We start from the raw sequence: 12,468 nt of genomic DNA on the forward strand, positions 1-12,468 counted from the left end.
TGGTAGACAATGTAATTATGCCGATTCTTAGTCTTGTAGTTGGAAGACTGGATTTCAGTAACTGGTTTATTGCACTGAAAGCAACACGCTGTCCACATTGTACAAGCATGCTTGAAATCGAAGGGTAAGATAAAAAGCAGAATTTGAAAACAGAATTGAAAAATAAAATAAAAAACAGGATGTACCAATGAAACTATATTTAGCTCCCTTAGAGGGAATTACAGGATATGTATACCGGCAGGCTTACCATGCATGCTATGAAGATGCCGACAAATATTTTACACCATTTTTAGCACCACATACGAAGCGGAGCTTCAATGCCAGAGAAAGAAATGATTTAATCCCGGAGCATAATGCCGGCATGTATACCGTACCACAGGTGCTGTCAAAGAGCGGAGAAGATGTGGCAGCAATTGCAGAAGAGCTGAAAGCATTTGGCTATCAGGAAATTAATATCAACGCCGGATGCCCTTCCGGAACGGTAGTATCGAAGGGAAGAGGTGCCGGACTTTTAGATGATGAAAGAGCCTTGCTTCATTTCCTGGATGAAATGTTTGAAAAGACGGATGCAGAGATTTCCATTAAGACAAGACTTGGCATGGAATATCCGGATGAATTTGAAGGCATTTTAAAAATATACAATCGTTTCCCAATAAAGGAGCTGATTTTACATCCCCGTGTCAGAGAAGATTATTATAAAAATAAGCCGGATTGGACGATGGTAGAGTATGCACTGGAGTACAGCAGGAATCCGCTGGTTTACAATGGAGATATTTTTACAGTGGAAGATTATGAGCGGTTTACAGAACGTTTTCCAACGATAGATGCCATTATGTTAGGGCGTGGTGTTATAAGAGACCCGGCACTCATAGAGAAAATCCGCTCCGGCGGCATAATAGATAGGGCTGTTGAATTAAAGCGGCTTTATGCATTTCACAATAAGCTGGTTGCCGGCTATCAGGAAGAAATGTCTGGGGAGAAAAATGTCCTCTTTAAAATGAAAGAATTGTGGTTTTATCTTGGCACACAGTTTACCGGAATTGAAAAACCGTTGAAGAAGATAAAGAAAGCAAACAGCCTGATAGAATACCAGGCTGCTGTTTCAGAGATATTTTCAACCGGTGCTGGAAAATAACCGAAAGAGTCAAATGACATAGAATCATGATGTAATATCAATTGATATGCAATAAAAATTATCACACGATATAAATTGCTATTCGGTATAAATGGGTGAAATAGAAACATCGTCCCCATCCAAAGTCAGAATAGCGATAGTACAGGAGGAACCACTGCGGCTTCGACCGGCACTGCCCGGATTGATGAAAGTAGTGGTTCCTCTTTTACTTACTTCATAATGGTGGGTATGCCCGGTAATAATAAAATCTGCTTCCGGTTGTGGATAAGGCAAATCGCTTTTCTTATGGATGAGATAGAAAATCTTCCCACCAATGGGTGCTGCCAGAGTCTCCGGCAGATATTTCGTCCATTCGCCTTTGTCACAGTTCCCCTTGATGATATAAAGCGGAACATGCAGATCTTTTAAAGTCTCATAACATTTGAGACTTCCAATATCTCCTGCGTGCAGAAGATAATCACAGCTTTGCAGCTCGTCTAAAAATGTATCCTTTAATACACCATGTGTATCTGATAAAATTCCAATTTTCATAAAATGTACCTTTTTGTATCTGTCCTATTAAATTGCGAGGGCGGGATTACTGGTTTGGGGTTACTTTTTCATTTTATAACGGTTATAATGAAATAACAAGTGTCCGGTGATTGGGAGAGGGGAAAAGACATCGATAAATCATTGGAATAGAAAGAGAATTTGATTTACTTTAAAATGCCGTAGTTCTAAGACACAAGTTTTTCTTTTGACGATAAGAACAGTCTTTCCAATGTTTGACAAAAAACACTGCATTGTTCGCCGGAACGCGGATACCTTATGATGCTTGCTAGGGGCACTTGGAATCTCGTCTGGTAATAGGCAACGCTGGCACAGGGACGTGCCAGCGAGGTGCATTTGAGCATGGATGCGAATATGCACCGGTTGCCGGAAAAGCCAATAAGCAGAACAAAATTCATAGTGCCACTTGCAGACGTTGTATCGCATCTGGCTTCAATGGACGGACTGACACGGATGAAAAAGATAGAATAGTTATTATGACGTAACATTAAGTGAATGCAGGAAAAGGAAAAAGGAGAAAAATATGTTTCGAATCGGTTGTCATTTATCATCATCAAAAGGCTTCCTCGCTATGGCAAAGCAGGCAGAGGAAATCGGAGCCAATACATTTCAGTTTTTTACCAGAAATCCAAGAGGCGGCAAAGCAAAGGATTTAGATGTGAAAGATATAGCTGCATATCAGCAGTATGCTGCGGAGCATGGCATCGGGCAGATTCTTGCCCATGCACCCTATACAATAAATGCCTGCGGCAAAGATGAGCGGGTACAGGAATTTGCCAGAGAGACCATGGCGGATGATTTGCGGCGTTTAGAGGAGATACCGGACTGCAAATATAATTTTCATCCTGGCAGTCATGTGCAGCAGGGAGCGGAAGTCGGAATTGAAAAGATTGCAGGAGTCTTAAATGAAATCATGTGGCAGGAGCAGAAAACAACAGTGCTGCTTGAGACCATGGCTGGAAAAGGAACAGAAGTAGGAAGAAACTTTGAAGAACTGCAGGAGATTTTAAGCCGGGTAAAATATCCTGAGAAAATGGGAATCTGTCTGGATACCTGCCATGTTTTTGATGGTGGCTATGATATCAGCGGACATTTAGAGGAAGTATTAGAAGAATTTGACCGCATTATCGGACTGGATAAGCTGTGTGCCATTCATTTGAATGATTCGAAAAATGTACTGGGCAGCCATAAAGACCGTCATGAATGTCTGGGTGCAGGCAATCTGACCATGGATGCCATTGTGCGGATAATCAACCATCCGGCATTGAAAAAACTGCCGTTTTACCTTGAAACACCGAATGATTTAGAAGGCTATGCCAGAGAGATTGCCATGTTAAAAGCGGCAAGAAAGGATTAGCTTAAAGGTTAAGATTTTCGGAAAAAAGAACGATATATCAGGTATAAGACGGCATGGAGGCAATTTTGTCTTAAAATTAGGAGGAGAAACATGATTCGTGTAACAGGAAATAACAGCCTTTTGATGAGTTCACTGAATACGGACACAGACAATGATACAAAAGTGGTGGACCTGTTAAAAAAGAGCAGTGAGACAGAGAAGAGCAGCAAGACAACCGGGAAAAAGAGTGAAGAATATGACAGTGTCAAGAAGTCTGCATCCTCACTCAAAGCAAGTGCAGCAGTATTAAGTGAAACAGGAGAGGATTCCATTTTTGACAAGGCAGAAGAAAGCGGAGATTATTCCGATTTGATTTCACTGATAGAGCGTTTTACCGGAGATTATAACAGTCTTTTAGAAAGTCTGTCAGACCTTGATACAGACAAATCTGCAAATTACAGCAAGGAATTAAAAAGCATTATTTCCGGTCAGAGTGAAGCGTTACAGAAGGTCGGTATTACCGTAGACAGTAATGGAAAACTTGTAATAGATGAGGAAACTCTGAAAAATGCAGATAAGAAGGAATTAAAAGACCTGTTCCAGGGAGAAAATTCCGTTGCAGGAAAAGTTGCTGATAAAAGCATTTACATCGGAGCAAATGCTGCGGCTGACCAGTATGTGGACAGTTGTGCCAACTATACAGCAGGTGGTACATCCGCAGAATATGTCCAGATGGCAAATCTGATAGGCAGTTACTTAGACTCTCTTTCTTGAGATTAAAGTGTCACTAAGTCAGAAAGAAGCGGTTCAAAAATAACACCCTGCAAAGTATCATCCGAAAGCGACTGCGAATAGGAAATACAGGAAGCAATAAAATGAGCTGCCTGTGTGGTACATTCTTGTAGGGAGAAGCCCCGTAAGGTAAGTGCAGATACAATACTGACGAAGATGTCGCCGGTTCCGGGATACCCCGGACCGGCTTTTTTCGTGGAAACAGTATCCACATTTCCGCTGCTATCGGAAATATAGTTAAGGAAAGTGTCGCCTTTTGGACAGCCGGTAATAATACATTTTTTCGCACCCAGTGCATGAAGCTTTTTGGAAATGGCAGAAAGCTCCGAATCGGTGCAGTCATGCTCCGGATAAGGCGTATCTGTTAAAAGGCAGGCTTCCGTCAGATTTGGTGTGATAATATCACCCCGGGATACAAAGTCTTTCATGTGATTGCAGAATTCCGGCGTAATATGCTGATAGGCTCTGCCGTGGTCACCCATTACCGGGTCTATAATAAAAAGAGGTTTTTCGGTGAGAGAATCATAGTAATCGGAAATGGCATGAAGCTGTTCTTTTGCACCAAGGTAGCCGCAGTAGATGCCGTCCCAGTTCATGGAAAGAATATTCAGTGCAGCAAAATAATCCTTAAGCTGTCCGGTTAAATCAATTTTCAAGTGGGTAGGGAAACCGGTATGATTGCTGAAAACAGAAGTAGGCACAGGGATTCCCTGTACCTTACATGCACTTACCACCGGGAGGGACACGCTCATGGAGCAGCGTCCCACACCGGATATATCATTGATGATCAGAAGCTTTGGTGGTAAAGTATTTAATTTCATGCACATGCGTTTTCCTTTCCAAGACGTGGCAGCATATTAGATTTTGCCAGTACCGGACGCAGTGCCATGTATACAGCAGTCGCTACGATAACGGATAATACTGCATTGATGCTGGTTGCTGCAATGTTAATAGAAAGTGTAACTTCTGCTGCAGGTTTTCCTAAGATAACCAGTTTGTAGAAGTAGCCGAACAGTGGGTCAAATACAACGTTGAATAACAGTCCGCAGATACTTGCGATGACAACCCATTTGAAAATGTGCCTGCTATCTTTGGAAGTGGAAATTTTACCAATTTTGTGAGCAACCAGACCGGTAATCAGGCCGATGCAGAATTTTAAGATAAAAGTCTTTGGTGCGTATACAATGTAAATCGGGTCTAAAAGGTCGCCGATTGTCATACCGATGGCACCGCCGATTCCGCCATAAACACCGCCTAACAGTAATGCACCTAATACACATACCGCGTTTCCGAGGTGGATAGATGTGGCATCTCCGCCAGGAAGTGCGATTTTAATCTGTAAGAATGTGAATACCACATAGGAAAGTGCTGCCATAAGAGCAGTCAGTACAAGTTTGTAGATTCTTTCGTTTTTCATCATAAAGTCCTCTTTTCTTTCTCTTTGTTGCGGTTTATCATAAAACAGAAATGGCATTATAAAAACATCCAATTTTGATAAAAATGACCATGCCAGTTTAAAGATGAAGAGCAAGTTTTTTATGAACGTAATAATAAAAGAGTCCAATGGAAAGGCATATGGTAAGGCGTATAAATAAAAGTCTTTTCAATTTATGTAGAGAAAGGTATAATAAAATTGCTGGTAAAGTTCAAAAATTACAGTTTATATATGTTATATATGGGAGGATGAAAGAATTGACAGAACAAGGAAGAGTAAATAAGACTGCAATGACAGGGCATACAATTATGGGAATCTTATTGGCACTGGTTAATTTTTTGGAAATTTTCAGAACTTCCAAGAATGTAGTTTATGTGGCGGCGCTTATTGTGCTGGCACTTGGACCGGTGGTGGCAGAATGGATTTGCTATAGGAAAAACCAGGAGACAAAAGCAATCAAGCATCTTTTGGGGATTGGATTTGCAGTATATTATACAGTAGCACTGATAGGTGCCGGCAATCAGTTGGTTTTTGTATATGTAATACCGATGTTTATTTTGATTTCTGTATTTTCAGATTCGAAATATGCATTGGAGCTTGGAATTGGAGCAACTATCGTAAATCTTATTTCTATTGCAGTACATACCATGAAAGGCCAGGGTGAGGGACCTACTTTCTATGGAACAGAGATTATTATACTGATTTTGACAACGGCATTTTCTTATTGCAGTTCTGCTGTTTTGCAGAAATCGTTTTTATCACGGCTGGGTGAAATGAATCAGGCAAAGGGACAGTCTGATACCATGCTTCAGAAAATTTTAGAAGTATCTGATGCCATGACAAAGAAAATTAATGGAATGTCGGATGAAGTAGAGTTACTTGGCAGTGGTGTCAGCGATACCAGAAATGCAATGGAAGAGTTGACCGGTGGAACAACAGATACAGCGGAGGCGGTGCAGAATCAGTTAAGCCAGACAGAAGCAATCCAGGAAAAAGTAATGCAGGTAACCCAGGCTTCTGACAGCATTGCTGAGAGCATGACAGTTACAGCAGAAGCATTGAACGCGGGTAAGAAAAATATTGAACAGCTGGTATCGCAGGTGAGTGTGACTGAGCAGACGAACAGTCAGGTGGCAGCAGAACTTACTTCTTTAAAAGAGTATATGGATAAAATGTATTCCATCATTGAGATTATCAATAATATTACTTCAGAAACCAGCCTGCTTTCATTAAATGCGTCAATTGAAGCAGCCCGTGCAGGTGAAGCAGGAAGAGGTTTTGCTGTAGTAGCATCTGAGATTTCCGGTCTGGCAACCCAGACACAGGAAGCAACGGTCAGTATTGAAGAACTGATAAGAAATGTATCGGAAGAACTGGAAAAAGTAGTGACCATCATCGAAAGCATGATTTCACAGGTTGAACATCAGAATGTAACAGTCAATGAAACTGCCGGCAGCTTCCGTACAATAGAGGATAATTCGGACCGTGTACAGAGCCAGTCGGATGCATTGTCCGGTATTGTGAAAGAATTAGAAAGTGCCAATGCAGGTATCATGGATAGTATCCAGACAATTTCCGCTATTTCAGAAGAAGTAGCAGCTCATACAAATAATACACTGACAACCTGCGAGAAGAACCAGAAGAGCGTAGAACATCTGATGGCAGAGACTGAAAATTTAATTGAACTGACGCATCAGCTTCAGCAGTAAAGATATTTATTATATGAGCAGGGAGCAGAAAATGGGAGCATATCATAATCTTTCAGAAAAATTACAGCAGAGAATCATAGAAGACAGAAAAGAGCATAGGGCAAATCCATATGCTTTTTCCGAAGAACAGGTTTTGCGCCGGGAGATGAATCATGACAGGGCGAATCTCTGGAGGCCTCCCTTTGTCCGGGACATTGAGAAAATCATGCATCTGCCTTATTATAACCGTTATGGAGACAAGACGCAGGTATTTTCCCTTTACAGAAATGATGATATTTCAAGACGGGCGCAGCATGTGCAGCTCGTTTCAAGGATTGCAAGGAATATTGGAAATGTATTAAATCTCAATCAGGATTTAATAGAAGCAATTTCCCTGGGACATGACATCGGACATGCACCATTCGGACATGCCGGTGAGAGAATTTTAAGTACACTTTTGCGGGGAGAGACCGGACGATATTTTAACCATAATGTGCACAGTGTGCGTGTGCTGGATGTACTGGGACAGAGAAATATCAGTCTGCAGACTCTGGATGGTGTCCTATGTCATAATGGTGAAATGGAACAGCAGGAGTATCAGCCGAAAAAGGCAAAAACCTTTGCAGATCTGGATACAGAAGTAGAAATGTGTTATCAGAAGGAAGATGGAATTAAACATCTTGTGCCGGGAACCCTGGAAGCCTGTGTAATGCGGATTTGTGATATTATAGCCTATCTTGGCAAGGACAGACAGGATGCTGTACGCCTGCATCTTCTGCCGGATGACAGAGGTTTTAACGGAGATACTATAGGCAGCAGCAATGCGGAAATCATCAATAATATGGTAGTTAACATCATTGAAAACAGCTATGGAAAACCATATCTTTCCATGGATGAAGCATATTTTCAACAGTTGAAGCTTGCAAAGACTGAAAATTATGAGTATATCTATCACAATGAGAAAATCGAAAAAGTCATCCGGGAAAATCTGAATCCGATGTTTGAAGAGATGTACTATCAGTTATTGAAAGATGCAAAGGATAAGAATGAAAAATCCTGGCTCTACCGCCACCATATTGCATATGTGGCAGAAAACAATCGGTTCAGCAGAACCTTTTCGAAGGAACAATACATGGAGACAGAACCGAACCAGCTTGTGGTGGATTACATCGCAAGCATGACGGATGACTATTTTGTAGATTTGTACCATGAAATGTTCCCGAAAGGAAAGCATGATGTAAAATACATCGGCTACTTTGATGAAGATTAACTATTTTAATGGCGAGGCTGTTGCCCGGGAAACCATCCGGTCAACAGCCTTCAATTCTTCTAAGAAAAGCTGCTGGTTATAACTGGAAAGAGTATGATAGATACTTAGCAGTTCACCCTCACAGCTGTTGAGATGCGTCAGACTGGCATTGCGGATGTTACTGTGACCGAGCAGATAGTCGGTGGAAGTATGAAAATAGTCGGCTATTCTTACTAAGGTTGCATAGTCAGGTTCTTTCCCCTGATTGATATATCCATTCAGAGCAGAGGGAGAGATATGTAGTGCATCTGCAAGCTGCCGCTGGGTAATGTTAGCTTCTTCAATCAGGTATCGTAACTTAGAACCGATATTCATATACAAACCTCATCTTTCGTAAATAATACCTCTATTTTAAAACATGTTAAAAAACCAGTGGCAAAAATAAACGAAAGATAAATTATATCAACGGAGCACAAACTATTCACATATATAAATTAACACCAACCACCATCTAAGGTAATAATCTGACCGGTGAGATATGGACTTTGTGATACGATAGCATAAGCAAGTTCAGCTGTTTCCACAGGTGTACCATATCTGCCGCAGGGAATTTCGGATTCTAAGTCAGCACGCTCTTCGGCAGAAAAACAGGCGTTCATGGAAGTATCAATGGTGCCGCAGGCAATGGCATTGACAGAGATTCCACTGGGTGCAACCTCTTTGGCAAGTGCCTTTGTAAAGGAATTAACAGCTCCCTTGCTGGCGGAATAAGCAACCTCACAGGAGGCACCTACATTTCCCCAGACAGAAGAAATGTTAAGAATCCGGCCTGATTTTTTGTGCAGCATATCTGGCAGAGCATATTTGCAGCAGGAAAAAACAGAAGAAAGATTGGTGTTTATAACGTGCTGCCATTGTTCATAAGTCATATCCTGCAGCAGGCCGATGTGGGAGATTCCGGCATTGTTGATCAGAACATCAACCGAAAGGGACTGCTGGTGAATTATGGCAAACATATTGGCAACAAAATCCGGATCACTGACATCTCCGATAACCGGAAGAACCGTGACATGATATTTGTCCGAAAGTTCATCAGACAAAGCCTTAAGAGCAGTTTCGGAATGACAGCAATTTAAAATGAGCTGATAACCGTGGCGGGCAAATACTTCTGCAATAGCAGCACCGATGCCCCGGGAAGCTCCGGTAATTAAAACAGTATTCATAAGAAACAAATCCTTTCTGGTTTTTATCTGCCTTAGAAAAATGATAGCACAGATGAAAGCGTTAAAAAATACAGTTATATTTTAGACTTATTTTAGAATACAGGCAATCCCTTTTGAAAAATCCTGCAGATTTCCTGATTTCAGAAAGATATTCGAAAAATTCTCTAAAAATACAGTAAATATTGCACAAAAAACTTGTAAATATTCGTACAAAATAGTATAATAAAACCATGATATCAGTCTGTATCAAATAAATGGCAAAGGGGTTGGACATCATGCGTATTACTATTTCAGGAAGAAACATCGAATTGACAGACGGTCTTAAGGCAGCAGTTGAGGACAAAATTGGAAAACTGGAGAAGTACTTTACTCCGGACACAGACGTATTTGTAACTTTGAGTGTAGAAAAGGAGAGACAGAAAATCGAGGTTACGATTCCTGTACCTGGACACATTATCCGTTCAGAGCAGGTAAGCAATGATATGTATGTATCGATTGATCTTGTAGAAGAGATTATTGAGAGACAGCTTAAAAAGTATAAGAATAAGATTATTACAAAACAGCAGAGCAACAGCAATTTCCGTAAGGAATATATTGAAAAAGAAGTGGAAGCAGATGATGAAATTAAAATCATCCGTACCAAGAAATTCGATATGAAACCAATGTATCCGGAAGATGCATGTGTTCAGATGGAATTATTAGGACATGATTTCTTTGTATTCGTAAATGCAGAGGATGACAATGTAAACGTTGTATATAAGAGAAAAGGTAACACCTACGGTCTGATTGAACCGGAATTCTAGATATATAACGAAAAAGACTATCACCGGCAGTTCCTTATGGATAACTGGTAGCAGACAGCGGTATCGCAGTTAACGTTTTGACAACAGTCTTGACAAAACGCCAATAGCGGTACCGCTATTTTTATGCTACAGTAGTTATAATATATCGATAAGACATTTCTATGGAACAGTCAATACGATGGGTTATGAGAAGAGGGAGGTTAGGAATTGGCTTGTTACAATCTTGGGGATTATATATGTGAATCCCGCAAACAGCTTGGCATTACACAGGAAGAACTTGCTTTTGGCATCTGTTCAACTGGAACTTTATCAAAAATTGAAAACGGATTTGTGGTACCAAAGCGGAAAAATTATGAAGCTATTATGCAGCGTCTTGGAAAGACAATGGGTATATGCAATATTCATGCAACGGCGGAAGAAATGGAATTATATGCCTATATGCGACAGCTGGTGCATGCAGTAGCAAATAATGATATGGAAGGCAGCAGGGAACTCTGGCAGAGACAACCGGAACATAAACAAGAGGATAAACTGACCAGACAGTTCTTTTCATACATAAAGGCGGTGCTGGACAGTAAGGAAGGAGTCCGTCCGGAACTTGTATATGCAAAGCTGGAAGAAGCGTTACATCTGACGCATCCGGCAGGGCTGGCAAATCTGGTGCAGAAGCGGATGTTTACCTTTGAAGAAATCAACATTATCAACAGTATGGCGGTACAGAAACAGCGGCTTGGTGAAAGAAAGCAGGCACTCCGCATCTGGATGCAGTTATCTGATTATCTGGAAGTAAGAAAAGTAGATGATGAAGAAAAAGAAAAGGTATATCCGATGATACTTTACAATGAAGCTAATCTTTTGTATGAGATGGAAATTTACAGAGAGGCGCTGGAATTATGTAATAAAGGTATCGATTATTGCACAAGGAGCAATAAATATATGGTATTGCCATATCTTTTGCTCTGCAAGTCCGGAATTTTAAAATGGATGGAGCAGCCGGAAGAAGCCATGGATGTACAGCAGTGTGCAGAGCATCTTTTTCAGGTGTTTGAAAATCATAATGCAAAGCCCGGAGAACCAATCTTGATTGCTTTGTGAGATTCTCTTGTCATTCTAAGAAAAAAAGGTATAATATACATATTGAAAAAAGAGATGTAATATACATATTTGAATCTGAAAGAAAGAAGGATATTAGAGAATGAATATCGTAGTTTTGGCAGGCGGCTTGAGCACAGAGCGTGATGTGTCTTTTAAAACAGGAGATATGGTAACAAAGGCATTGCGGAAGAATGGACATCAGGTTATTCTTCTGGATGTGTTTATGGGATATGGAGAAGAAGAACAGGATATTACTGGAATTTTTGAACATTCAGAAGAAGCAAGTGTAAAAGTAGCGGATATACCGGAGACGGCTCCAGATCTTGATAAGGTAAGAAAGAGTAGAAAAGACCAGTCTGCCTGCTTCTTTGGACCGAATGTAATCGCAATGTGCCGTATGGCAGATATTGTATTTATGGCATTACATGGAGAAAATGGAGAGAATGGTAAGATTCAGGCAGCCTTTGATTTGTTTGGAATCCGTTATACCGGAAGCGGCTATTTAAGCAGTGCGATTGCCATGAATAAAAATATGGCAAAGCAGTTTTTTGAAGCCAATGGAATCCCTTGCCCGAAGGGCATTTATATGAAGAAAAAGGACAGAAAAGACAGCCTGGCTGAAATTGGAATTACGTTGCCTTGCGTGGTAAAGCCATGTTGCGGTGGTTCCAGTATTGGGGTTTCCATTGTAAAAGAAGAAAGCAATTTTACAAAAGCATTGGAGGATGCATTTTTCTGGGAAGATGAAATCTTAATTGAAGAGTATGTAGAGGGAAGAGAATTTTCAGTAGGTGTCATCAAAGGAAGAGCATTGCCGGTTATCGAGATTGCACCAAAAGAAGGATTTTACGATTATAAAAATAAGTATAAGGCTGGAAGCACAGTGGAAACCTGTCCGGCAGATATTAAAGATAGTGTGGCAAAAGAGATGCAGAAGCATGCAGTAAAAGTTGCGGAAGCGTTAGGCCTGGACACCTATTCCAGAATCGACTTCTTAGTCAATGCAAAAGATGAAGTATACTGCTTAGAGGCAAATACATTGCCTGGTATGACAGCAACCAGCTTACTGCCGCAGGAAGCCAAGGTAGAAGGAGTAAACTTCGAAGAGTTATGCCAGCAGCTGGTTGATATTTCCATGGAGAAATACGGAGCATAAGGAAGGG

At 40.9% G+C, this 12,468-nt stretch carries 14 protein-coding genes; 9 read left to right on the forward strand and 5 right to left on the reverse strand.

From position 1 onward, the window contains the following. Window positions 1–187 precede the first annotated feature (187 nt). Entirely contained in the window at window positions 188–1,135 is a 948-nt protein-coding gene (locus DV740_RS11500) for a tRNA dihydrouridine synthase (protein WP_118088130.1), read from the forward strand. 78 nt (window positions 1,136–1,213) lie between these two features. Here the strand turns inward: DV740_RS11500 and DV740_RS11505 are convergent, their stop codons facing one another. After that, entirely contained in the window at window positions 1,214–1,666 is a 453-nt protein-coding gene (locus DV740_RS11505) for a metallophosphoesterase family protein (protein WP_118088131.1), read from the reverse strand. Between the two features lie 360 nt (window positions 1,667–2,026). On the opposite strand from DV740_RS11505, the gene DV740_RS15225 reads away from it, so the two are divergent. The 3 genes from DV740_RS15225 to DV740_RS11515 all read left to right on the forward strand — a co-directional run bounded on the left by DV740_RS15225 (window position 2,027) and on the right by DV740_RS11515 (window position 3,794). Then, entirely contained in the window at window positions 2,027–2,155 is a 129-nt protein-coding gene (locus DV740_RS15225; RefSeq protein ID WP_278336393.1) for a hypothetical protein, read from the forward strand. A 52-nt stretch (window positions 2,156–2,207) separates the two neighbouring features. Further along, window positions 2,208–3,041 (forward strand): deoxyribonuclease IV, encoded by an 834-nt coding sequence (locus DV740_RS11510; protein WP_118088132.1) that lies wholly within the window; start codon window positions 2,208–2,210, stop codon window positions 3,039–3,041. A gap of 90 nt (window positions 3,042–3,131) precedes the next feature. After that, window positions 3,132–3,794: a hypothetical protein gene (locus tag DV740_RS11515; RefSeq protein ID WP_118088133.1), complete on the forward strand. Its 663-nt coding sequence runs from the start codon at window positions 3,132–3,134 to the stop codon at window positions 3,792–3,794. A 2-nt stretch (window positions 3,795–3,796) separates the two neighbouring features. On the opposite strand, the gene DV740_RS11520 is transcribed toward DV740_RS11515, so the two are convergent. Next, window positions 3,797–4,633: a pyridoxamine kinase gene (locus DV740_RS11520; RefSeq protein ID WP_158561561.1), complete on the reverse strand. Its 837-nt coding sequence runs from the start codon at window positions 4,631–4,633 to the stop codon at window positions 3,797–3,799. Beyond that, window positions 4,630–5,229, reverse strand: coding sequence for an ECF transporter S component (locus DV740_RS11525; protein WP_117699055.1), 600 nt, complete (start codon window positions 5,227–5,229; stop codon window positions 4,630–4,632). Before DV740_RS11525 ends, DV740_RS11520 begins: the two co-directional genes overlap by 4 nt. A 275-nt stretch (window positions 5,230–5,504) precedes the next feature. Between DV740_RS11525 and DV740_RS11530 the strand changes: the two genes are divergently transcribed. Together DV740_RS11530 and DV740_RS11535 are read left to right on the forward strand one after the other, a co-directional pair. Continuing rightward, window positions 5,505–6,956: a methyl-accepting chemotaxis protein gene (locus DV740_RS11530; protein WP_158561562.1), complete on the forward strand. Its 1,452-nt coding sequence runs from the start codon at window positions 5,505–5,507 to the stop codon at window positions 6,954–6,956. A 31-nt stretch (window positions 6,957–6,987) separates the two neighbouring features. Next, on the forward strand, window positions 6,988–8,205 hold the full coding sequence (locus DV740_RS11535) for a deoxyguanosinetriphosphate triphosphohydrolase family protein (protein ID WP_118088136.1): 1,218 nt from the start codon (window positions 6,988–6,990) through the stop codon (window positions 8,203–8,205). On the opposite strand, the gene DV740_RS11540 is transcribed toward DV740_RS11535, so the two are convergent. Both DV740_RS11540 and ymfI read right to left on the reverse strand, forming a co-directional pair. Continuing rightward, complete coding sequence (locus tag DV740_RS11540; protein WP_022244205.1) at window positions 8,206–8,559, reverse strand: helix-turn-helix domain-containing protein; 354 nt, start codon at window positions 8,557–8,559, stop codon at window positions 8,206–8,208. Between the two features lie 119 nt (window positions 8,560–8,678). Then, window positions 8,679–9,407, reverse strand: a complete 729-nt coding sequence (ymfI, locus tag DV740_RS11545; protein WP_118056583.1) for an elongation factor P 5-aminopentanone reductase — start codon at window positions 9,405–9,407, stop codon at window positions 8,679–8,681. 275 nt (window positions 9,408–9,682) lie between these two features. On the opposite strand from ymfI, the gene hpf reads away from it, so the two are divergent. From hpf to DV740_RS11560, 3 genes are all read left to right on the forward strand, one after another. Then, window positions 9,683–10,210, forward strand: coding sequence for a ribosome hibernation-promoting factor, HPF/YfiA family (gene hpf, locus DV740_RS11550; protein ID WP_117698857.1), 528 nt, complete (start codon window positions 9,683–9,685; stop codon window positions 10,208–10,210). A 207-nt stretch (window positions 10,211–10,417) separates the two neighbouring features. Further along, on the forward strand, window positions 10,418–11,305 hold the full coding sequence (locus DV740_RS11555; RefSeq protein WP_118056582.1) for a helix-turn-helix domain-containing protein: 888 nt from the start codon (window positions 10,418–10,420) through the stop codon (window positions 11,303–11,305). A gap of 100 nt (window positions 11,306–11,405) precedes the next feature. After that, a complete protein-coding gene (locus DV740_RS11560; protein ID WP_117698855.1) occupies window positions 11,406–12,461 on the forward strand; it encodes a D-alanine--D-alanine ligase family protein in 1,056 nt (351 codons plus the stop codon). The last annotated feature ends 7 nt before the right edge of the window (window positions 12,462–12,468 follow it).

The sequence above is a fragment of the Roseburia sp. AF02-12 genome, from assembly GCF_003461765.1.
GTDB classification, from domain to species: Bacteria; Bacillota; Clostridia; order Lachnospirales; family Lachnospiraceae; genus Roseburia_C; species Roseburia_C amylophila.

Excerpts from the sequence above, each read along its gene's own strand:
- DV740_RS11560 (WP_117698855.1), top strand. The coding sequence starts at position 11,406 with ATGAATATCGTAGTTTTGGCAGGCGGCTTGAGCACAGAGCGTGATGTG.
- hpf (WP_117698857.1), top strand. The coding sequence starts at position 9,683 with ATGCGTATTACTATTTCAGGAAGAAACATCGAATTGACAGACGGTCTT.
- ymfI (WP_118056583.1), bottom strand. The coding sequence starts at position 9,407 with ATGAATACTGTTTTAATTACCGGAGCTTCCCGGGGCATCGGTGCTGCT.
- DV740_RS11520 (WP_158561561.1), bottom strand. The coding sequence starts at position 4,633 with ATGAAATTAAATACTTTACCACCAAAGCTTCTGATCATCAATGATATA.
- DV740_RS11515 (WP_118088133.1), top strand. The coding sequence starts at position 3,132 with ATGATTCGTGTAACAGGAAATAACAGCCTTTTGATGAGTTCACTGAAT.
- DV740_RS11505 (WP_118088131.1), bottom strand. The coding sequence starts at position 1,666 with ATGAAAATTGGAATTTTATCAGATACACATGGTGTATTAAAGGATACA.
- DV740_RS11500 (WP_118088130.1), top strand. The coding sequence starts at position 188 with ATGAAACTATATTTAGCTCCCTTAGAGGGAATTACAGGATATGTATAC.
- DV740_RS11540 (WP_022244205.1), bottom strand. The coding sequence starts at position 8,559 with ATGAATATCGGTTCTAAGTTACGATACCTGATTGAAGAAGCTAACATT.
- DV740_RS11535 (WP_118088136.1), top strand. The coding sequence starts at position 6,988 with ATGGGAGCATATCATAATCTTTCAGAAAAATTACAGCAGAGAATCATA.
- DV740_RS15225 (WP_278336393.1), top strand. The coding sequence starts at position 2,027 with ATGGATGCGAATATGCACCGGTTGCCGGAAAAGCCAATAAGCAGAACA.
- DV740_RS11510 (WP_118088132.1), top strand. The coding sequence starts at position 2,208 with ATGTTTCGAATCGGTTGTCATTTATCATCATCAAAAGGCTTCCTCGCT.
- DV740_RS11525 (WP_117699055.1), bottom strand. The coding sequence starts at position 5,229 with ATGAAAAACGAAAGAATCTACAAACTTGTACTGACTGCTCTTATGGCA.